Source organism: Pelagicoccus sp. SDUM812003, from assembly GCF_031127815.1.
Lineage (GTDB): Bacteria > Verrucomicrobiota > Verrucomicrobiia > Opitutales > Opitutaceae > Pelagicoccus.
This window is the reverse complement of record NZ_JARXHY010000003.1, coordinates 470,036-490,310: the sequence shown is the minus strand read 5'-3', so window position 1 is coordinate 490,310 and position 20,275 is coordinate 470,036. Positions and strand designations below refer to the sequence as shown.

17 protein-coding genes and 1 tRNA gene are annotated in these 20,275 nt (G+C 58.1%); 1 reads left to right on the top strand and 17 read right to left on the bottom strand.

Translation table 11 applies throughout. From position 1 onward, the window contains the following. Positions 1-34: 34 nt before the first annotated feature. From QEH54_RS06485 to nuoB, 14 genes are all read right to left on the bottom strand, one after another. Positions 35-1,381 (bottom strand): FAD-dependent thymidylate synthase, encoded by a 1,347-nt coding sequence (locus QEH54_RS06485; protein WP_309017833.1) that lies wholly within the window; start codon positions 1,379-1,381, stop codon positions 35-37. 139 nt (positions 1,382-1,520) lie between these two features. After that, positions 1,521-3,050, bottom strand: coding sequence for an NADH-quinone oxidoreductase subunit N (locus QEH54_RS06480; RefSeq protein WP_309017832.1), 1,530 nt, complete (start codon positions 3,048-3,050; stop codon positions 1,521-1,523). A gap of 18 nt (positions 3,051-3,068) precedes the next feature. After that, complete coding sequence (locus QEH54_RS06475) at positions 3,069-4,595, bottom strand: NADH-quinone oxidoreductase subunit M (protein WP_309017831.1); 1,527 nt, start codon at positions 4,593-4,595, stop codon at positions 3,069-3,071. 39 nt (positions 4,596-4,634) lie between these two features. Then, positions 4,635-6,503: an NADH-quinone oxidoreductase subunit L gene (gene nuoL / locus QEH54_RS06470; RefSeq protein WP_309017830.1), complete on the bottom strand. Its 1,869-nt coding sequence runs from the start codon at positions 6,501-6,503 to the stop codon at positions 4,635-4,637. Between the two features lie 39 nt (positions 6,504-6,542). Next, complete coding sequence (gene nuoK, locus QEH54_RS06465) at positions 6,543-6,848, bottom strand: NADH-quinone oxidoreductase subunit NuoK (protein WP_309017829.1); 306 nt, start codon at positions 6,846-6,848, stop codon at positions 6,543-6,545. 21 nt (positions 6,849-6,869) lie between these two features. Beyond that, complete coding sequence (locus tag QEH54_RS06460; protein ID WP_309017828.1) at positions 6,870-7,373, bottom strand: NADH-quinone oxidoreductase subunit J; 504 nt, start codon at positions 7,371-7,373, stop codon at positions 6,870-6,872. Between the two features lie 52 nt (positions 7,374-7,425). Then, a complete protein-coding gene (locus QEH54_RS06455) occupies positions 7,426-7,968 on the bottom strand; it encodes an NADH-quinone oxidoreductase subunit I (RefSeq protein ID WP_309017827.1) in 543 nt (180 codons plus the stop codon). Positions 7,969-8,055: 87 nt separating this feature from the next. Further along, positions 8,056-9,159, bottom strand: a complete 1,104-nt coding sequence (locus QEH54_RS06450; protein ID WP_309017826.1) for a complex I subunit 1 family protein — start codon at positions 9,157-9,159, stop codon at positions 8,056-8,058. A 5-nt stretch (positions 9,160-9,164) separates the two neighbouring features. Beyond that, positions 9,165-10,865 (bottom strand): 2Fe-2S iron-sulfur cluster-binding protein, encoded by a 1,701-nt coding sequence (locus tag QEH54_RS06445; protein ID WP_309017825.1) that lies wholly within the window; start codon positions 10,863-10,865, stop codon positions 9,165-9,167. Further along, complete coding sequence (gene nuoF, locus QEH54_RS06440; RefSeq protein WP_309017824.1) at positions 10,858-12,222, bottom strand: NADH-quinone oxidoreductase subunit NuoF; 1,365 nt, start codon at positions 12,220-12,222, stop codon at positions 10,858-10,860. Before nuoF ends, QEH54_RS06445 begins: the two co-directional genes overlap by 8 nt. 5 nt (positions 12,223-12,227) lie before the next feature. Then, positions 12,228-12,710, bottom strand: coding sequence for an NAD(P)H-dependent oxidoreductase subunit E (locus QEH54_RS06435; RefSeq protein ID WP_309017823.1), 483 nt, complete (start codon positions 12,708-12,710; stop codon positions 12,228-12,230). Between the two features lie 99 nt (positions 12,711-12,809). Continuing rightward, positions 12,810-14,051, bottom strand: a complete 1,242-nt coding sequence (nuoD, locus tag QEH54_RS06430) for an NADH dehydrogenase (quinone) subunit D (RefSeq protein ID WP_309017822.1) — start codon at positions 14,049-14,051, stop codon at positions 12,810-12,812. A gap of 44 nt (positions 14,052-14,095) precedes the next feature. Next, a complete protein-coding gene (locus QEH54_RS06425) occupies positions 14,096-14,716 on the bottom strand; it encodes an NADH-quinone oxidoreductase subunit C (protein ID WP_309017821.1) in 621 nt (206 codons plus the stop codon). A 13-nt stretch (positions 14,717-14,729) separates the two neighbouring features. Beyond that, a complete protein-coding gene (gene nuoB, locus QEH54_RS06420; protein WP_309017820.1) occupies positions 14,730-15,248 on the bottom strand; it encodes an NADH-quinone oxidoreductase subunit NuoB in 519 nt (172 codons plus the stop codon). A 193-nt stretch (positions 15,249-15,441) separates the two neighbouring features. Between nuoB and QEH54_RS06415 the strand changes: the two genes are divergently transcribed. Then, positions 15,442-15,531 (top strand) — tRNA-Ser (locus tag QEH54_RS06415). Positions 15,532-15,787: 256 nt separating this feature from the next. On the opposite strand, the gene QEH54_RS06410 is transcribed toward QEH54_RS06415, so the two are convergent. The 3 genes from QEH54_RS06410 to QEH54_RS06400 form a co-directional block, all read right to left on the bottom strand. Further along, positions 15,788-16,498, bottom strand: a complete 711-nt coding sequence (locus tag QEH54_RS06410) for a class I SAM-dependent methyltransferase (protein ID WP_309017819.1) — start codon at positions 16,496-16,498, stop codon at positions 15,788-15,790. Positions 16,499-16,568: 70 nt separating this feature from the next. Beyond that, complete coding sequence (locus QEH54_RS06405) at positions 16,569-18,752, bottom strand: TonB-dependent receptor (protein WP_309017818.1); 2,184 nt, start codon at positions 18,750-18,752, stop codon at positions 16,569-16,571. A gap of 305 nt (positions 18,753-19,057) precedes the next feature. Next, positions 19,058-19,954: a zinc metalloprotease HtpX gene (locus QEH54_RS06400; RefSeq protein ID WP_309017817.1), complete on the bottom strand. Its 897-nt coding sequence runs from the start codon at positions 19,952-19,954 to the stop codon at positions 19,058-19,060. Positions 19,955-20,275: the final 321 nt, after the last annotated feature.

The window sequence follows — 20,275 nt, the reverse complement described above, 5'->3', positions numbered from 1 at the left end:
ACTCCCATAAAGCAGCCTAGGACCAGGCCCTTCATCATTCCGGTTCCGCGGTTCCTTCAACCACCCAATCGCGGGCTTCCGGCACCTGGGTGTAGAATTGCTTCAAAGCCTTGCTTAGGTGGTCGGCGTAGCGGTAGTGAGCCCCCAGCCCAGTGCGCAGTTCGGCTTCGTAGATGAACTTGTCGGCATGGGTGGAATGCTCGAACGGGGTCTGGCTTCCTAGCATCAAACCGTAGATGTAGGCGGGTTCGCCACGTTCGGTCAGCTTTTCAAGAAAGGCTTTCTGACGCTCGAGGAAGGGACGAAAGGCTTCTCGGTCCGTCTCTGGAGCGAGGTAGTATCCCGCTTGGATACACGGCGTATAGCGGTGCCCGGTGCGGTGGCGGTTCAGGTCGCGCAATTCAGCGATGGCCATGTTGTTCCATGCGAAGGATACGCGCATACGACGGATCGCGGTGCCGCAGTAGCCGTATCGATTTGATCGATACTTCAATGAATTGGCGATCGACTGACGCTCCTTGAGAAACGGCGGCACGCTGTCGTCCACTTTCACCCAAACCTCGTCTTCGAGATGCTCGATGGACAGGCGCGACTTCATCAGATCCATGCTGCGGTTGTGTTCCGCATTGGCTTGCTCGAGAAACGACTTTTCCGCTTTGCTGTGCTTGACCAGACGTGGAGCGAATTTCGCCACTTCCTTGCGCAGCGCTTCCGCGACGACTTGGGCTTCCTTCTGAGGAAGCGACGCGACGTGCTTGATGGTTTGGGCCCACATGCGGGCCGACATCACCAGAGCGAGATTGGTCTTGGTCGCGAATGGGATGAAATACCGGGCGCGGTCGAGGGCGTAGTTCTTGCGCATGCGGGCGAGCACCTTTTCCGGCGTGCCCTCCGGAGCGCGCACGATCGAGGGATCGTCCTTCGCGACTCGATCCAATCGCGCGTATTCACTATTGTAGCACTCGAACGCCTCGCTCACCAGAGCGAGCCATTCCTCCGCCATGTCGACAGGCATTCCCACCTCGTCGGGGGTAGGAATGTTCTGCGGATCCATAGCGATGTAGCGGGTGCTGGACTCCTGGCCATCGCACATCTGCGAAACTTCGAACAGCTTGAAGGCCAACCACATGGAAACATCGTCCACCGCGATGGCTATTCCCCCCGTCAACCCTCCGATCGAGGCGTGGCCATAGTCGACGAATTTGAGAATGCGATCGATCGACTTCTCCGCGTTGTCCAAATCGACCTTCTTCATGATGTTGGTGATGCCTTCGTTGCTCCGCGAGTAGCGAGCCAGCACCGAGGCAAGAAGCTCCGGAGTGACTTTGAAGCCGTCTTCGGCCTCCTTAGGGGGAACGATAGCAATGCCTGTAACTTTCATGAATAAACGAGGGCGGGGTTTGTCAAAAATCAGTAAACTGGAAACGAACCGGAAACTAAGCCTACGACAACTCAATTCGCAAGAAAGCCCGCCCTTTCTCGGCGGGCTTTCCCGTTAAAACAAACTGAGCCGCACCAACTTATTGTCCTGAGAGCCAGGCGCCAAGCGGGCCTTGGAAGAAACCGAGAACGACCGAGCCGAGCAGCGCCAATCCGATGGCCAGCTTGCCGAGCGTGGTCAGGAAGTCACCCGGCTGAGCCTGTGGCTCCTTCTCTTCCTCCTCGTCGGCGAAATTCCAGACGTCGAAGAAGGCTGCTTTGATGACGCCAAAGTAGTAGTAGATCGAAATCACCACACCGATGATACCGACCGCGAGCAGCGTGTAGAGCTCTGCCTTGAAAGCGGCCACGAAAATCAGGAACTTGCCGATAAAGCCAGCCAACGGGGGAATGCCGGCCAGCGAACCGATTCCGATCGCCAAGGCGATGCCAAGGAAGCCGTTCTTCTTGGCGAGGTCTCCCAAATCGTCGAGATCGAGCTCCGCATCCACCTCCTTAGGCAGGTGAGCAAGGACTCCGAAAACCGCTACCGAACCAAGCAAGTAGGCGAAGAGATAAAAGATCACCCAATTCGTGGCTTCAGGAATCGACATGGCCGCGACCACGCCGATGAGCAAGAAGCCAGCGTGCGAGACACCGGAGAGTCCGATCACTCGCTTGAGCTTGCGCTGGGTCAAGGCGGCGAAGTTGCCGAAGAGGATCGTCAGAGCGGCGATGCCTGACAGCAGCGGAACCAACCAGTCGGAAAGCGGAGCGAACACGCCAGTCAAAGTTAGCAGCACCGCGAAGCCCGCAGCCTTGGAGGAAATAGCGAGAAACGCCGTAGTGGGCAGCGGGGCGCCTTGATACACGTCCGGCACCCAGATCTGAAAGGGGAAAGCTCCGATCTTGAAAGCGATTCCGGAAATCACCAGCAACATGCCGATCACCGCTAGAGTGTCAGTCGGGTTCGCCGCGAGGAACGCCTTCAACTCCTGAAAGTTCATGCCGTCGGTGGTGCTGGCCTCCAGCATCGGATTTCCCGCAGCTCCGTAGAGCAGCACGATACCGAAAAGCAGTATGGCGGAGCTCAACGCTCCCATGATCAAGTACTTCAGACCCGCCTCGAGGGAAAGCGCGCTGGTGCGGAAGTAGCTAACCAGGATGTAGAATCCAACGGTGGCGGTTTCCAGGGCGACGAAGAGCATCACGAAATGGTTGCTCATCGACATCAACGAAAGGGCCCCGGTGATGACCAAAGTCGTCGCGAAATACTCGATACGAGCCAGCGTCTTGTTTTCGAAGCTGACCATCGCGAGATAGGTCACGAAGACCGAAGCGATCAGGAAGAAGATTCGCAGGGCGTTGGTCGCGCCATTGATGGCGATCATGCCGCCGAACGCCACGCTGCCCTCGTCGACTGCAGCCGGGCAAAACAGGATATAGGCCAGCACGACCAATTGGCCGGCGATAGAGAGGCGAGGGATCGCTCCATGAGCGAACTTGGGCAAGAACACTTCGAGCATGAGCAGCCCAAGCGCCAGTATACCCAGCGTCAACTCGGGTAATATAAGCCCCCATGTATTGGTTCCAGCGATCTCGCCGAGTGATTGTATCGTTTCAGTTCCCATGGCGTATCCAAAAATTGACTATTCGTCGACCTCCGAGGAGGCGTAGACCGCTTCGCTCTCCAGAGCCTGGTTGAGCGGCGTGGTGACGGTTTTCGGGAAGAACCCGATGAAGAAAAGCATGATGATCAGTATGATCGCTGGCACGCGCTCCGCCCAGGTCATATCGGTGACCGCGACTTCCTTCTGCGACTCGAGAAATTCGTCGCTCTCCTGGCCAAAGAACACTCGGGCCACGGCGCGCAGCCCGTAGATCGCCGAAATCACGATGCCGGTCGCCGCTACGAAAACCAGCCAGCTCTTGAACTGCCAAAGGCTGAGGAAGATTCCGAACTCGCCCCAGAAGTTCGCCAGGCCTGGTCCGGGAAGGCCGATGCTGGCCATCATACCGCATACGAAAAACGCCGAGAGCACTGGAGCCTTCTTGGCAAGACCGCCCATCTCCTCCATCTCGAAGGTCTGGGTGCGGTGGTGCACCATCGTGGCGAGCATGAAGAGCAAGGCCACGGTCAACCCATGAGCAACCATCATGATGACTGCCGCTCCCGCGCCGAGCACCGACATAGCCGCGATGCCAAGGAAGGCGTAGCCCATGTGCATCACCGAGCTGTATCCGAGCATCTGCTTAAGATCGCGCTGGGCCATCGTCACCAATCCGATGATGACCACGTTTCCTAGGGCGAGCCAGATGATCCAGTTTTCCCAGTGGCTGACGCCTCCCGGGATCAGCGGAACAGCGACTTGAATCAAGCCGTAGAGTCCAAATTTTTTCAATACGCCAGCGTGCAGCATGGCGGCGGAGCTCGGAGCCGCGCCATAGCCGAGCGGCGCCCAGGTGTGTAGTGGCCAAAGCGATACCAGAATGCCGAAGCCGAACAACAGCAGGCCGAAGGCGTAGCGCTGCACCGTTTCCGCCAGCGGGGCTTCCGCGAGGTGAGCCTTCAGGGTGATGAGATCGAACGATCCAGCTCCGCTCTTCACATAGAGGGCGATCAATCCCGCCAAGGAAAGCATGGCTCCCAAGGTCAGATAAATCGTCATCTTCATGGCGGCGTAGCCACGATCACGTCCACCCCACACTCCGATCATTACGAAGGTCGGGATCAACGCGAGCTCGTGGAAGAAGTAGAAAAAGAAGATGTCGATCGAAGCGAAAACGCCCATCAAACCGCCTTGCATTATGAGAAGGCAAAACAAGTAGCGCGGTAGGTTCTCCGCCTTGGACTGGGCCGCGTAGATGCCTGCTGCCAGACCGACGATGCCAGCCATGACGAAAAGCGGAAGCGAAACGCCATTTAGGCCGAGGTGAAGACTGATTCCGACAACTTCCAGTCCGGTGTCGTGACGCGTCACGAAATCGTATCCGCCCGGAACGGACGGCTGGTAAATGGCCCAAGCGATCAAAGCCAGGATTGCAGGGATGGCGAAGCCAGCAATGGCCACGGTCTGAGCTCCGGGCCTGCCGAAACGCCCCATGTACAGCGTCAGAAACGCCGCTACGATCGGAACCGCGATGGTGAAATGCAGAAGTGAAACGGAATCGTTCATTTTAGAAAATCGGTCGGTCTATTGTTTCAAGTTTCCCATCTAGAAGCCGCCAGCCAAGGCCCAGAAGAGAGCCAACCCAGCGATGAACCAGTAGACGTATTGATGAATGTTGCCCACGTGCAGGGCCTTCAGACCCATGCCGACCAGTCCGGCCACGCCTGCCGCCCCGCGAATGATCAAGCCTGCCAAAGCGATCTGTTCGAGAAAGTGGAGCGTCAGAGCCACCCGTTGCTGGATCTTCTCGATGTAAAACGCGTAGAGCTCGTCGAAGTAGAACTTCCTTTCCAGCACCGCGTAGACCGGTCCGGTCATCTTCTGGAAGCGATCCTCCTTGGCGCCGGCCCCGTAGAGTACGAAAGCGAGCGCGATACCGACGGCCCAAGCGCCCATGCCGAAAATCATGATGGTGGTGTGAAGCTCGTCGCTTACCAGATGGTGACCTGCCTCCACGATCGGGCTCAAGGCGTGCGGGTAGAGGCCAGTGAAGCCACCGAGAATGGCGCAGACCGCGAGCAGGATGAGCGGCACCGTGAACACCGGACCGTTTTCATGAGCATGGCTGGCATTGTCCGAATTGGTTTCGCCGAGGAAAACGATCTTCCAAAGGCGAATCATGTAAAAGGCCGTTAGAAACGCTCCAAGAACCAAGAGATAGAAAACCGCCTGGTTCTGCTCGTAGGCGATCGCGAGGATCGCATCCTTGGAGTAGAAGCCTGAAGTGAAGATGGTGCCGATCAGAGGAAGTAGACCTGCCGTGAAGCAGAGAAAGGTGATGGGCATCTTCTTCGCCAAGCCACCCATCTTGAAAATGTCCTGCTCGTGATGGCAGGCGTGGATGATCGAACCGGACCCGAGGAAGAGCAGGGCCTTGAAGAAGGCGTGCGTGGTCAAATGAAACATGGCGGCCGCAACACCAGCCTCCCAGGAAATCATGGTGCCCAAGCCAAAAGCCGCGACCATGTACCCGAGCTGAGAAACCGTGGAGTAGGCTAGGATCTTCTTGATGTCGCGCTGAGCGATGGCGGTGAAACCCGCGAACAAGGCGGTGGCCACTCCGATCCACATGATGATCTGCAAGGCGTCGACCGTCATGAGAAAACCAGTACGGCAAAGCAGGAAGACGCCCGCCGCCACCATGGTCGCGGCGTGGATCAGCGCGGAGACCGGTGTCGGGCCCTCCATCGCATCCGGCAGCCAGACGTGCAGCGGCAGCTGGCCGGACTTGCCCACGGTGCCGCAAAAGAGTAGCAGGCCGATGCCAGTCGCAGCTCCGATAGTATTCAAATCAATGGTACCACTTACGATCGCTTGGCGCATTTCCGCCAGATCGACCGTGCCGAAAGCCCAGAAGGCCATGATGATGCCGATGAGGAAACCGAAGTCCCCCACCCGGTTGGCGATGAACGCCTTCTTGGCAGCCGCCGCGGCGCTTGGCTTGTCCAGATAGAAACCGATCAGCATGTAGGAGCTGAAACCGACCAGCTCCCAGAAGATGAAAAGGGTGACCAGATTGCTGGCCATCACCAGGCCGAGCATGGAAAACATGAAGATGGACAGGCCGCCGAAGAAACGGGCCTTGTTCGGATCGTCCTTCATGTATCCAAGACTGAATACATGAACGAGGAAGCCCACGAAGGCGACCACGAAGAGCATCAGCTTCGCCAGGTCGTCGACCAGAAATCCGAAATCCAGGGAGAGCGGGCCGATCTCGATCCAGCTGGCATTGTACTCGATCGAATCGATTCGAAAAATGATATGCAGCGCCGTGGCGAGAATGAGGGTCGCGGCGCCGACGGAGACGCCTGCAGCGAGCGCCCCATTGCGTCGCATGGAGAAAGCGATGGCCACGGCCGATATCAGAGGAAACGCCAGAAGAGCGTAAGCGTAAAGCTGTGGGTCTAAACTCATGGGAGGGAAATTGCTGTAGTACCGGTTGCTGCCGAAAGACTAGTTCTTGAGCGCGTTCAGTTCGCTGACCTGCACCGTTTGTCGTTTGCGAAAAAGGGCCACGATGATGGCGAGGCCGACCGCGACTTCCGCCGCCGCTACCGTGATGGTGAAAAAGACGAACACGTTGCCGCTCATGCCACCGTGATATCGGGAAAAGGCGATCAGTCCCAGGTTGCACGCGTTGAGCATCAGCTCGAGGCACATGTAGATCACCAGCGTGTTTCGCCGATAGAGCACTCCGAAAAATCCGATGGCGAAGAGCAAGGCGCTCACGCCGATGTAATGTTCAAGTCCGATAGTCATCAGAAATCTTCAATTTGAGGATTAGTCGGTTTTCACTTTCTTGCTGAGAACGATCACCCCGATCATGGCCACCAGCAAGAGGAAGCCGGTTACCTGCATGGGCAGCAGGTAGGTGGTGAATAGTTCGTAGCCAAAGCTCTTGAGCGTGTTGTTGGTGACAGCTGGCAGCGTCTGGGCCGATTCCGCGACCGCGTCCGTGGAAACCACCGTCGCCACGCCGAGGATCAGGATGGCGAATCCCACTACGCTGGCCACGATGGTCAGCAGTTTCACGCGATGCCGCGACTCCTCCTTAACATCGAGAAGCATGATGATGAAAAGAAAGAGCACCACCACGGCGCCCGCGTAGACAAGCACCTGGATCACCGCGAGAAAGTAGGCTTCCAACATCACAAACAGCGACGCCATGCCCGTGAAGGCCAGGATAAGAAACATCGCCGCGTTCACCGGATTGCGGCTGAACACGACCGCGATCCCACACCCAAGGGTAATCGCGGAAAAGAGATAGAAAAACAATTCAGTCATGAGGAAATGGGATGGAGGAGGATCTATGATGAATTAACCATCGGCGACCGGCCTAGTGATGCCCGCCGCCGTGCTCGGCTGCTTCCTTCTTTTTCTTCCACTTGAAATGCTCGTCCGGCAGCGTGCCGCCCAACTCGTAGAGCTTCTGCTTGTCGTTGACCATCTCCGCTCTCGTGTAGCCAGAGGTCGAATACTGGTTCTGCAGCCAGATCGCCTCTTCCGGACAGACCTCCTGACACATGCCGCAGTAGATGCAGCGCAGCATGTCGATCTCGAACTCCTTGGGAGCCTTCTCCACATGGGCGTACTGGCTATCCTCGGTGATCTCGCCCGGAGTGATGCGGATGGCCTTCGGCGGACAAACGAACTCGCAAAGCTGGCAGGATACGCATTTCTCGCGGCCTTCCGGATCGCGCACCAAGGTCGGCACGCCGCGGTAGCCCGCAGGTATGGGCGGGCGCTGCTCCGGGTACTCCATGGTCACCGTCTCCCCGAAAAACATGCGGCGGAAGGTGACCCCAAGACCTCTGATGATCTCGGGAATGTAGAGCTTTTCTAGTAGATTGAGTGGTTTTCTCTTAACGACGATAGCCATTTTTGAGCGAAAGGTTGAAAGTTACGAATGAAGAGTCTTCCGAGTTCGGCGCGAGTTTGAGTCTCCGTTCTTCATTCTGCATTCGGATTAGGGACGCTCGATGAAATAGATGATGAAGGTGTAGAGCACCAGATTGGCGATCGATGCGGGAAGCAACATCTGCCAGCCAAGCTTCATGATTTGGTCGTAGCGGAAACGAGGCAGCGTCCAGCGGATCCACATGAAAAAGAACATGAACCCGATCAACTTCCCGAGCAGCGTGCTCACCGAGAAGATGCCCGCCCAAATGCCCGTCACGCCGAGGTCGGCCCAAGTCATGAAGGGCAGCGGCTGCCATCCCCCCAGAAAAAGCACCGCCACAACCGCGGAGCCGACCAGCATGTGAGCGTACTCGCCCACGAAGAACAGGCCGAACTTGAAGGAGCTGTACTCGGTATGGAATCCGGAAACGAGCTCCGTCTCGGACTCCGCCATGTCAAAGGGCAGACGATTGGTTTCCGCAAAAACGCAAACCACGAAAATGATGAAGGAAAACGGCATCCACATGGCAAACCATAGCCCGCCCGCTTGGGCGTTCACCACGTCGACCAGACTCAAGCTGCCATCCGTCCCCGGCGCGTTGACCCACATGAAGATCGGCAGCACCGAGATGCCCATGGCCAGCTCGTAGGAGATCATTTGAGCGGAAGCGCGAATGCCTCCAAGAAATGGATACTTCGAGTTGGACGCCCATCCGCCCAGCACGACTCCGTAGACGCCGAGCGAGGAGACCGCGAAGAGGAAGAGGATGCCGACGTTCAAGTCCGCCAGCACCAGGTTCACCACCTCCCCTGCCGCGTTTTCGTAGTAGCCGAAGGGCACTACCACCACAGTCGTCAAGGCGGGAATCAAGGCGATGACCGGGGCAAGCGTGAAGTAGAGCTTGTTCACGTGCCCGGGAAGCACGTCCTCCTTGAAGAGGAACTTCAATCCGTCCGCCACCGGCTGAAACACGCCGAGACGTGTCAGAAAACGGCCCACCACCGGGATCGATCCGATGAACGGCAGCGTGGTGCGGTTCGGACCCACACGACCTTGAATCCAACTGGAGATCTTTCGCTCCGCGAGAACCGCGTAGGAGCAAAAGCCCATGAGCACGCTCACGACGACAATCGCGTAGATCGATTTGATGATGATATCAGTCAGTTCCATGGCGTCTATTCCGCTGCTACGGCTTCGCTCTTGGGTTCAAAGTGTAGTGACTTTCCTTCTACGAACGGTAGCCCTTCGAACGAGCTGCCATCGAGCAGGACACCGGTGTCGGAGATTCCCTTGAAGCTGAGGCCTTCGAAAAGGCTACCCGACGCGGCGATTCTTTCCCAGATGGTTCCCACCGAGTTCGGGAAGGCGTCGCTCGACAAGGCGCTTTGGATTCCCGCCAGAGCCGCCAGATCGTCGATCGCTCCGGATGGCCCCGGGACAGCTTTATGAAATTTCTGGATACGAAACTGCTGATTGATCACCGACCCCGACTTCTCGAATTGAGTCAGGCCTGCGATGGTCACTTTCGCCGCTTTGGTGGTTGGAGTCTCGCGCGTGTCGAGAGCGATCACCGTCACTTTCGCGAGCTGGTCCTCACTCAAGCCAGCTGCCACCAGATCCTCACGTACTGCGAACACGGTCTTGACCTCGCCTGCGTCGATCTTGGCCGCCAGATCGCTCAGCGTCTCGGTCGGCAGATCGGAAATCAAACCGGTCGCCAAGGCTCCGCGCACGTTCGGGTTGCGATCCTTGGAGACGAGGATGCCGTCATCCTCGCCGTATCGAGCAACCAGATACACATCCTTAGCGCCGACTTGATCGGCGATAGCTTTCAGAGCGAATTGCTCCTCGACCGTGCATCGACCGGAGCCGACGATGGCGATCCCCTCGCCTTTGAGCGCATCGGCGGCGGCGGCAATCGCCCTGGAAGGCTCGATGGCCACGGAATCCGCGACGCAACCAGTCAAGCGGTCCTCCGCTTCCACTTGCTTGTAAAGCTCGCGGCCGGAATCCGGCATCCATGTGTCGTTGACCTCGTCATTCTGACGCGGGGTGATGCGGTAGATCTTTCCTTCGCGAGAAGAAACCACCGTATTGCATCCGACCGAAGTTTCCAAGTCGATGCTCTTGGTCTCCTTAAGAAACCAAACGCGCATCTTGAATCGGAAGTCGGTACTGGTGAGCGCTCCCACCGGGCAGATGTCCACCGTATTCAAAGAGTAATTATTCGCGAGCTCCTTGCCTGGGAAACAGGTCAGCGTCGAATAGCTGCCACGATCGATAAAACCGAGCACGTCGTCCTTGGCGATCTCCTGCGAAAAGCGAACGCAGCGCGAACAAAGGATGCAGCGCTCGTCGTCGAGCGTTACCCTAGGCCCGAGACGCGTGCGTTTCGGCTTCACGTTTTTCGCTTCGATGAAACGGCTGTATCCACGCCCGTGTGACGCCGAAAACTCCTGCAGCTTGCATTCTCCAGCCTGATCGCAAATGGGGCAATCCAGCGGGTGATTGATCAAGAGAAACTCGGTGACCGCCTCCCGCGACTCGACGGCCTTGGGCGAATTGGTCTTGATGTGCATCCCCGGGGCCGCCTTGGTCCCGCAAGCGATGGCAGGACCCGGCATCCACATGATCTTCGGGGAGCCGTCCTCGTTGAGCATGGGCTCTCCAGTGGCGCGATCCTTTCCAGGCATGCCCATTTCCACCAGGCACATGCGGCAGTTGCCCGCCACCGAGAGTTTCGGGTGGTAGCAATAGTGCGGGACTTCCTTGCCGAGCATCTTGACCGCATCGACCATGTTCGTACCCGGGGGCACCTGCAGGTCGATGCCGTCGATGTTGACGGTGATCAGATTGTCTTTCTTTTCCTCAGCCATTGCACGCGAGTTCCTTTATGCGTTCACGGTCAGCGTTCGGATCGCTGAGCTGCTCGGCGTATTCTCTAAATTCTTCTTCAAACTTTGCGATGTAGCTCTGCACCGGCCACGCCACCGCGAAACCGAAGGCGCAGATGGTGCGGCCAGCGATCTGGTCGGCCACGCTAAGCATCAAATCCACGTCTTCCTTGCGGGCTTGGCCATGAACCATGCGGGAGGTAATCTTCTTGAGCCAAAGCGAGCCTTCGCGACACGGCGTGCACTGGCCGCAACTCTCGTGAGAATAGAAAGCCATCAGGTTGGCTAACGCCGCCGGGATGGAAACGCTGTCGTCGAGCACCATCATGCCGCCGGAACCGGACATGGACCCCGCCGCCGCGATTCCATCGTAGTCGAGCGGAATGTCCTCTAGACCCCAGTCGTATTCGCTACCGTCCGGATTCTTGCCCTTGTAGCGCTCGCCGTTTTTCAAGATCTTCATCGAAGAGCCGCCAGGGATGATGGCCTTGATCTTTCGGCCGGGAAGCGGCCCGCCGCAGATGTCGTTGACCAGTTCGCCGAGCGTGACGTCCGCCACTTCGTAGTAGCCAGGACGCTGCACCCCGCCGGAAACGCACCAGATGCGCGTACCCGTATTGTTGGGACGGCCGATTTTGGCGAAGCCTTCCGCCCCCATCTGCAGAATGTGTACCGCGTTGCAGAGCGTTTCCACATTGTTGACGATGGTCGGGCAATTGTAGAGACCGAGAACCGCAGGGAAATAAGGCGGCTTGATGCGCGGATTGGCGCGCTTGCCTTCCAGAGATTCGATGAGCCCCGTCTCCTCGCCGCAAATGTAGGCCGCGGCTCCGCGGTGCACGACGATGTCGCAGCTGTATCCGGATCCGCATACATTGTCGCCGACGAAGCCCTTTTCCTTCGCTTCCAAAATCGCTTCGTCCAAAATGCGGGCGCCGTGCGGCATCTCCTCGCGAATGTAGATGAAGGCCTTCGCCACATTGTTGGCGAAGCAGGAAATCATCATGCCCTCAATCAGCTGGTGCGGATCCTTGTGCACGATCTGGCGATCCTTGAAGGTGCCCGGCTCCGACTCGTCGCAATTGCAGATCAGATAGATGGGCTTGCCGGACTTGCGATCGACGAAGCTCCACTTCACCCCGCACGGGAATCCGGCTCCGCCGCGGCCGCGCAAGCCGGACTTCTTGACTTCGTCGATGATGCTCTGCGGCTCCATAGTGACCGCCTTTTTGAGCATGTCGTAGCCGCCGTGAGCCATGTAGCTGTCGATCTTCGGCGTATAGCCTTCCTCGTCAGCATACTTGAGAATCAGGCGCTGTTCCTTGGGATGTATCGCCATTTTAACTACGCTTTCGCCTCCGCTTTGATCTTCTCGCAGAGAGCCTTGGCCTTCGCCACGTCGAGATTCTCGTGCAATTCCTCGTCCACCAGCATCACCGGGGCGCTGCCGCAACTGGCCAGACACTCGGCGAATTCGACGGTCACTTCTCCATCCGGGGAGACTTCGTTCAATTCCGTCTCGAACTCCTTCAGCATGGTATCGCAGACCTTGGCTCCGCCCGCCATGGCGCAGGATAGCGTGCGGCAAACGCGGATGTGGCGCTTGCCTATCTTATGCTGACGAAAGAAGGGATAGAACGTGATCACCGAAAGCACATTGATCGGCTCGATGCCCAGCTTCTTGGCGACCCACTCCGCCGCTTCGTTCGTCAGCAGTCCCTGGTCCTTCTGAATCGCATGCAACAAAGGCATGACCGCGCTGCGCGGATCCGGATACTTCGGAATCGCCGCTTCGATTTCAGCTAGTGTCTCTGGCTTTAAGTTCATTTTCTTAAGAGTCGTTTCGAACCACGGTCTTTCACAAACTGACTCGAATAACCTGTATCCAATTCGTGAATATCCGTGTCGTTCTTAGGCGACAAAATTCTATCGATCGCACTCCCCCATCACGAAGTCCAAGCTTCCAAGGATCGAGGCGATGTCGGAAACCATGCAGCCCTTCATGAGCTTGGGCAGGATGCTGAGGTTGCAGAACGAAGGTCCGCGAATCTTCATGCGATACGGCACGCCTCCACCCCGGCTGTTGATGAAGAAACCGAGCGCTCCCTTCGGGGCCTCGCCTTCGAAATAGACTTCGCCGGGCGGGATCTGCGGCCCCTCGGTGGTGATCATGAAGTTCTGGATGAGCTCCTCCATGGAGGTCAGCGTCTTATCCTTGTGCGGCAGGATGATCTTCTTCTGGTCTTCCGAGCGGTAGGGTCCGTCGGGCATCTTCTCGATGACTTGACGGATGATTCGGATGCTCTGACGCATCTCCACCATGCGAACGAGGTAGCGGTCGTAGCAGTCTCCGTTTTCGCCGATCGCCACTTCGAAATCATACTTCTCGTAGCCGGAGTAAGGGGCGTCGCGGCGAAGGTCCAGATCCAGTCCCGACGCTCGGGCGTTTGGTCCGGTCAATCCATAGGAGATGGCATCCTCCTTCGAGATGATCCCGACGTCCGCCGTGCGATCGATGAAGATGCGATTGCGCGTCAGCAGCTCCTCCACGTCGTCCAGGAGCGGCAGAAACTCGTCGCAGAACTTCAGCACCCGGTCCATCCAACCATCCGGCATGTCCTTGAGCAGACCGCCGACGCGGGTGTAGCTGGTGGTAAAACGCGCTCCGGTAAGCTCCTCGAAAAGATCGTAAAGCTTCTCGCGCTCGGTGAAGGTGATCATGAACACCGTCAAGGCCCCCACGTCCATGGTGTAGGCCCCCAGGCCGAGCAGATGCGAAGAGACTCGGGCCATTTCGCTGGTGAGCACCCGGATCGCCTGGCAGCGCTCCGGCACTTCGATGCCTGCCAGCTTCTCCACCGCGATGGCGTAGATGGCGTTGTTTGCCAGCGGGGCCAAGTAGTCCAAGCGGTCCGTGTAGGGCACGAACTGATTGTAGGTCATGTTCTCCGCGATCTTCTCATCCCCGCGATGCAGGTAGCCGACCACCGGGTCGCAATTCTGGATGATCTCGCCATCGAGCTGGATGTTGAGGCGAAGCACCCCGTGGGTGGACGGGTGGGAAGGGCCCACGCTCAGGTCGAGCTTTTCCGTCTCGAACTCCTCCGACGCCTGCGAAGCGCGGGCGGCCGCATCCGGCATTGTGTACTCTTTAGATTCGGTAGCCATTGGGCAAAAGTCAGCTGTGTGGTTTCGAATGCGAGAGAGACAAGCTATTCGCCCGGCTTCTCTTTCTTCTCGTTCCAGCTCTCGTCCTTGGCTCGAGGCTCCCTCTCGGCCTCGAAACTCGAGCTCTTGGCGACGAACGGGCCGCCTGCCATCGGGGCGGAAATCACCTTGGTGCCCGTGCGTTCGCTGATTTCCTCGTCCCAAAGGTCCTCTTCGTGACCCGCCAAGGGGAAATCCTTGCGCAACGGATGGTAGGGATAGTCGTCCCACATCAAGATGCGGCGAAGGTCGGGATGGTCGGAGTAGGAAATTCCCAGAAGGTCGAAGCACTCGCGCTCGTGCCAGTTTGCGGCCTCCCAAAGCGAAACCACCGAGGGAGCGACCGGCTTCTCGCTGTCGGCGCAATCCGCGGCCACCCGCACGTAGCGATGGGCGCTGGTCGATAGCAGGTGATAGACAACCGTGAAGCGGGGATGCTCCTCCACCCCATTGTCGATTCCCGTGGCGTCCACCAGCATGTCGTAGCCATGGTTGTCGCGCAGCGTTTTCAATACCTCGAACAAGGACTCGATCGGGCAGTTGAAAGCGGGACAATCAGCGGAACCCCGCTCTGACACGTCGGAGCTGACTCCTTGCAGGGCGGTTAAAAGATCTTGAGCAATCATCGGCGTAAGCGGATCAGGCCTCTTTAGCCTTCAGTAGATTCGAAGTCGAGGTCTCGGTCATCACCTTGTCCTGCAACTTAATAAGAGCGTCCAACAACGCCTCCGGGCGCGGCGGACAGCCGCTGACATACACGTCGACCGGGACGATCCGATCCACCCCCTGCAACGTGGCGTAGGAGCGGTACATGCCGCCAGAGGAGGCGCACGCCCCCATGGCGATCACCCACTTCGGCTCCGCCATCTGATCATAGATGCGACGCACCACCGGAGCCATCTTGTAGGTCACCGTGCCCGCCACAATCATAACGTCAGATTGTCGAGGCGAAAACCGCATGACCTCCGCCCCGAAGCGGGAAATGTCGAACTTTGAAGCGCCCGAGGCCATGAGCTCGATCGCGCAACACGCCAGCCCCATCGGCATCGGCCAAAGGGAATGGGTGCGAATCCAGTTAATCACAGCATCCGCCTTGGAGACGATCACGCCCCCTTCGACCTTGCTGTTGTAACCTATGTCTGCGTTTGAAGAGACCATTTTTCTCGGAACACTACAAACGACGCAACCTAGGCAGCGCCCTCTAACATGCAAGCGGGTTTTTGGCATTTGAAGAGAAGCATTTCGCCGTTTCGGAATTTTTGAGAAAAGAAATTGACCGACGATACCCGAATCCTCTTATTAGGCCGTTCTTCACGCCAGCCCCCTAGGGGAACGGCGAAAAGAAGGTCACGGAGAGGTGGCTGAGTGGTCGAAGGCGCGCGCCTGGAAAGTGCGTGTACGGGTAACCGTACCGAGGGTTCGAATCCCTCTCTCTCCGCCATTCGACGCGTAGAGTCGAATGGCGAGATAGCAGGATGAAGAACCCGAGCAGAGGGTTCGACGGAAGGGAGCGCAGCGACCGCAGACGGGTCCGCAGGACTTGAGCAACGCTCAACCAATTCCTCTCTCTCCGCCACTTTGCCTTAGGCAAAATCGCTACGATCGGCCCCCCCTTGCCTCCCGTCGGTCGAGTGTCGCTTCGCCTGCTCCCAAGATTCCGGAAAACAACGCGCCATCTGGCGTTCTCGCTTCTAGAACTATGCGTGAGTTTGCTTGGCTCGAGCGAACCAAGATCGAATGAGAAGCGATTGGGCGTAGAGCGTGGGATGCGAAAAGCCCGCCTCGATCAGCAGGTTTTCCATAGCTTGCTCGGGCAGCATCGACACGTTTTGCTCATAGGACGTCAACATGCCTTCGACTTGCTCGGAGGTCGCTCCCGCGTACCGCATCATGCGAAGCCAAACCGGCATCAGCTCCGCTTGCTGGCCTCTCGGCGCTTCGCAGAGGTCGGAAGTCACTAGCACCCCTCCAGGTCGCAACCGCTCGCGAATGTCCCGAAAATACCGCAGCCGCTCCTCCAGGTTCACGATGAAGTGGGAAACGAGGAGCGAGGTCGCCGCATCGAACACCCCCTCAGCTTCGGGAACGTCAGACACATGCCCGACGTGAAAGGCGCAGCGATCCGCAACGCCGTTCGCTTCAGCTTTCCTCCGGCAAACCTCAAGCATCGGCGCCGAAGGATCCACCGCCAGAAAACGCCACGTTGAGAACCGTCTCGCCAAAGCGATCAGCTCCGCTCCCGTGCCCGCTCCCACGCAAAGGACACGCGCCTCTTCCGGCGCTTCCTCCAGGACCAGCGAGAGCTGCAAGTGCAGGCTATCGTTAAGCGGCGCCAAGGCTTGCCAACGAGCGTCATAGGACTCGGCTTGCCGCTTGTCGAAGTGATTGACCGTATCCTTTTCGCTCATGCCGCTACCTTTCGCATTGTCTCGAACTGGAGGCCCTCTATCCCCCGGTGGGGCGCGTCTCCAACGACCACTAGAAACGTGTCCGCACGCCCAGCTTGACGCTTCTGCCTGGCATCGGCGCCAAGTCCTTGAGGTAGGAGGTATGGGGCCGAGCCTCTTCGTCGCCAAGGTTCGATCCCACCGCGAACAGATCAACCGTCACCGTTTCCGTCGCCTGGATACGGTACCGAAGGTCCGCGCCCCAGAGAAAATAGCTGTCGGTTGGCAACTCGTTAGGGGCCAGATGTGACGCCGCTTCGTTGTAGCGACCTTCCACTCCCATCACCCATGGCCCAAAGGCGTACTCGTAGCGTCCTCCGATTCGGCGAGTCGGAATGCGGGGCATGTTCGTTTCAAAACGTTCGTTCGTCGCTCTCGTCTGATCGATCAGCAGATCGAAGTGCATCGTGCGATCAGCTTCGTCTATGATGTGGTAGCGCAAATCGACTTCGTAGCCGTAGAAGCGGGCATCGGCAGGAGTCGCCTGGAAGACGTTCAACCCATCTGTATCCAATTCTCCATACATTCCCTCGACAAGCTCGTGATCGAGGAAACGCATATAGATATAGTCGCTAAAGTCCGAGTAAAACACGGTAAACTCTCCGGTCAGCTTTCCAGCCGTCAGGCGATAGGACAGGTCAAGATTGACCGAGCTTTCCACGCCCAAGCTGGAGTCCCCTATCTCGAAGCTCTGCGTACCGATATGCGGTCCGAACGCGAACAGCTCGCTCGCGTTCGGAGCCCGCTCCGCATAGGTCAGATTCGACGCGAACGCTGCGCTCTCTCCCACCCTACGCACGAAGCCCGCGGAGGCGTTTCCTGTCGTGAAGCTTTTGCCGTAAATCGTGGCATCGACCGGATCGACGTCCACAGTCTCGACACGGCCCCCGAACTCCCAAGCGCCCCAGGGGCGATTCAGGCGCTCGACCGCAAACAGGCCGTACTGCGACGTGTCGTTGCTTGGAATGAACGCCTCCTCTCCTACCGCGGAAAACGACTCGTCCGTCACCTGCAGACCGAACGCTCCGGTGAAGCCGCCGATCGGACGATGCACCGCGGTCAGGCGCAACTCGTATCCATCACGATCAAAAACCGTGCCCACAACCTCATCTTCGATTTCGGCATGGCGGTAGTCTCCGTAGCTGAAATCCAGCTCCACACTCTCAATAAAATCGATCGGATTGATAAGCTCGCCGCGCAGGGCGAAGCGCGACTGGTCGAGGTCGACCGTCACGCCGTCTTCGCCATGCTCATGCTCCTCATCTTCCTCGTGGAATTCGTCCCCGTCATCATGCTCTTCACTCTCGTGTTCATGAGCGTGAGAATGCGCGGGAACACCGTAATCTGTTTCATATTTTGAATACGAAAAACCGAGCGAACCAGCATCGCCGAACCAGGTCATTCCAACGTAGCCAGAACGCGTATCCACAAAGCTGTTTTCGAGCACGCCAAAGGCCGCATCCTCCTCCTCATGCTCCTCATGCTCTTCTTCCTCATGCTCGTCATGTTCGTCATGCTCGTCGCGCTCCTCGGCCTCCATTTGGTAGATTGACTCTGCGAAGCCCGGGATTTCGATGTCGCCAGAGCTGCGATCCATATACCCGAGGCTCCAAGCGAAACGTCCTCGTCCCCCCTGCAAAGCGATGCCCCCAACCTTCTCATCCGCCACCGAGCCATAGCTCGCCTCGAACTCGCCGCTGATTGGACGAAGGGCCCGCTCTCGTGGCAACTCCTTGCTGATGACGTTTACCACACCGCCGATCGCCGCGTTTCCATAAAGCAGCGAAGCAGGTCCGCGCACGACCTCGATGTCATACGCGAACATCGGTTCGATGCTCACCGCGTGGTCAGGACTGGTCTGCGAAACGTCGTGGCTATCCGTACCCTGATTTAGGATACGCACCCGATCCCCATCGAACCCGCGTATCACCGGTCGCCCCGCTCCGGGGCCGAAATAAGTGGAGTGCACGCCCGGTTCGCCATCGAGCGTCGCCCCCAGATTTGACACCGCTCTGCGGTCCAGTTCGCCCCCAGCGAGCTCGCTCACCGGCACCACGAGTTCCTCGACCTCCGTGACGAACGGACTGGCCGTCACCACATGCGGCTTGAGCTCCACCGTATTCATGGCGTCGCTCACACCCTCCTGAGCGAATAGCCTAACACCGAGAGAAAGCCCGATAGACAACGAAAAAGACCGCCACTTGAAATTGCACATGCATCTCGTATCGCAACCGCCTTGCAATAGCGCAACCACTTTTCGCAACAAATTTGCGTTATCTAGGCCATTACCCTAGGATTCCTTTTTGAATCGGCTCAACCTAACGCCTATCGCTCGCGCCTATCGACGAAAAGCCAGTCGCTTTCGATATCGGCTTCTGCCGACGCGAGTTTCGATTCATGAAACCGGAAACCGGCGCGCGCCTGATCCCTTTGGAGGATCCCCGCAGAGCGGTTGCCCGGAAGCCACTTCTAAAAACCCAATCGATTCTCGCGAAGGGGGACCTTCATCTTCGAAATCCTCTAGCGCATGAATCCCCGCAAGGCTTCGCCTACCCACGCTGGAAGACCCCAATCCCGGCGCCGCATGGACTCCAGTCGTCTGATGCGCTCGCTAGTCGCAGGATGCGTGCTCAGCCAGCTGGACTGCCCCATCGGCAGAAAGTACCGCCGCAAGAAGAAGCCGGACGCCCTTTCCAGCTTGGCGAGGGCCGAACAGAGGGCGATCGGATCCGCCGCCAGCTCCACCGCTCCGATATCCGCCGCGAACTCCCGCGAGCGTGAAAACGCCAGCTGCAGCATTGTGATGAGAGAAGGGGCTGCCAGCAAGGCAACCAGCCCCACCCAAGGAAACGCCAAACCTTGGGCCAAGTAGCTAGGCCAGCTCAGGGCCAGCAGCGCAACGCCCAGCCAAGAGAACACCCGAGCCATATCCCCCAACTGACCGGACGCCCCTAAGGAGAAGGAATCCCCGTTTCGAATATGAGCCACCTCATGGGCCAACGCGGCCTGCAACTCCCGATCGTCCAGCAGTTCAAGCAAGCCTCGGGAAACGCAGATGGCGCTGCGCCTCCGGGTACCGATCGCGAAGGCGTTCGGCATGGCGCTGTTCGAGAAATAGATATCCGGCGGACAGGGCAGTCCCGCCTTCCACGCCAGATCGCTCGTTTTCCTCCAAAGGTCCGGAGCCACGCGACGCGGCAGCGGTCTCCCACCTTGCAGCCTCAGGGCGAGCTCCATCCCCCGAGTACCAGCCAACGCGACCAAAGCCAGAGAGAGGGCCGCCAGCAGCAGAGACTCCGCCAAACCAAAGAACAAACAGGCCACACCTAGGTAGACGAGCAGGATCCCGCCCACCTGTGCGAAGCTTTTCATCCGGTTGGAGAAGCGCTGCTCCTCCACTTCGTTTTTGTCGATCATCCACATTCCCAACCTCCAAAGCAGCCGACGCACAAAGCGGACCAGCTCAGGGGCTCGCGATTCGAAACCCTGCAAGCGATTATCCTCCAATATCTTGTAGAATTCATAAGCTAAACGGACGGTCTGATCGTGGGCCGTTTCGTCACGCCCCGCCCCCATCTACGCGACGCCCTGAGACACGGCGAGCGAAACGTGTCTCACTTGACTCAGTTCGCCCCGACTACCTCGAGCCATGACTCACATTCCGGACCGTCGACGCAGCGTATCAGTCTACTATATTCCTTTATCTGATAATAACTTATAAACGCATCTCAACGCCTT

Excerpts from the sequence above, each read along its gene's own strand:
- QEH54_RS06485 (WP_309017833.1), bottom strand. The coding sequence starts at position 1,381 with ATGAAAGTTACAGGCATTGCTATCGTTCCCCCTAAGGAGGCCGAAGAC.
- QEH54_RS06480 (WP_309017832.1), bottom strand. The coding sequence starts at position 3,050 with ATGGGAACTGAAACGATACAATCACTCGGCGAGATCGCTGGAACCAAT.
- QEH54_RS06475 (WP_309017831.1), bottom strand. The coding sequence starts at position 4,595 with ATGAACGATTCCGTTTCACTTCTGCATTTCACCATCGCGGTTCCGATC.
- nuoL (WP_309017830.1), bottom strand. The coding sequence starts at position 6,503 with ATGAGTTTAGACCCACAGCTTTACGCTTACGCTCTTCTGGCGTTTCCT.
- nuoK (WP_309017829.1), bottom strand. The coding sequence starts at position 6,848 with ATGACTATCGGACTTGAACATTACATCGGCGTGAGCGCCTTGCTCTTC.
- QEH54_RS06460 (WP_309017828.1), bottom strand. The coding sequence starts at position 7,373 with ATGACTGAATTGTTTTTCTATCTCTTTTCCGCGATTACCCTTGGGTGT.
- QEH54_RS06455 (WP_309017827.1), bottom strand. The coding sequence starts at position 7,968 with ATGGCTATCGTCGTTAAGAGAAAACCACTCAATCTACTAGAAAAGCTC.
- QEH54_RS06450 (WP_309017826.1), bottom strand. The coding sequence starts at position 9,159 with ATGGAACTGACTGATATCATCATCAAATCGATCTACGCGATTGTCGTC.
- QEH54_RS06445 (WP_309017825.1), bottom strand. The coding sequence starts at position 10,865 with ATGGCTGAGGAAAAGAAAGACAATCTGATCACCGTCAACATCGACGGC.
- nuoF (WP_309017824.1), bottom strand. The coding sequence starts at position 12,222 with ATGGCGATACATCCCAAGGAACAGCGCCTGATTCTCAAGTATGCTGAC.
- QEH54_RS06435 (WP_309017823.1), bottom strand. The coding sequence starts at position 12,710 with ATGAACTTAAAGCCAGAGACACTAGCTGAAATCGAAGCGGCGATTCCG.
- nuoD (WP_309017822.1), bottom strand. The coding sequence starts at position 14,051 with ATGGCTACCGAATCTAAAGAGTACACAATGCCGGATGCGGCCGCCCGC.
- QEH54_RS06425 (WP_309017821.1), bottom strand. The coding sequence starts at position 14,716 with ATGATTGCTCAAGATCTTTTAACCGCCCTGCAAGGAGTCAGCTCCGAC.
- nuoB (WP_309017820.1), bottom strand. The coding sequence starts at position 15,248 with ATGGTCTCTTCAAACGCAGACATAGGTTACAACAGCAAGGTCGAAGGG.
- QEH54_RS06410 (WP_309017819.1), bottom strand. The coding sequence starts at position 16,498 with ATGAGCGAAAAGGATACGGTCAATCACTTCGACAAGCGGCAAGCCGAG.
- QEH54_RS06405 (WP_309017818.1), bottom strand. The coding sequence starts at position 18,752 with ATGTGCAATTTCAAGTGGCGGTCTTTTTCGTTGTCTATCGGGCTTTCT.
- QEH54_RS06400 (WP_309017817.1), bottom strand. The coding sequence starts at position 19,954 with ATGATCGACAAAAACGAAGTGGAGGAGCAGCGCTTCTCCAACCGGATG.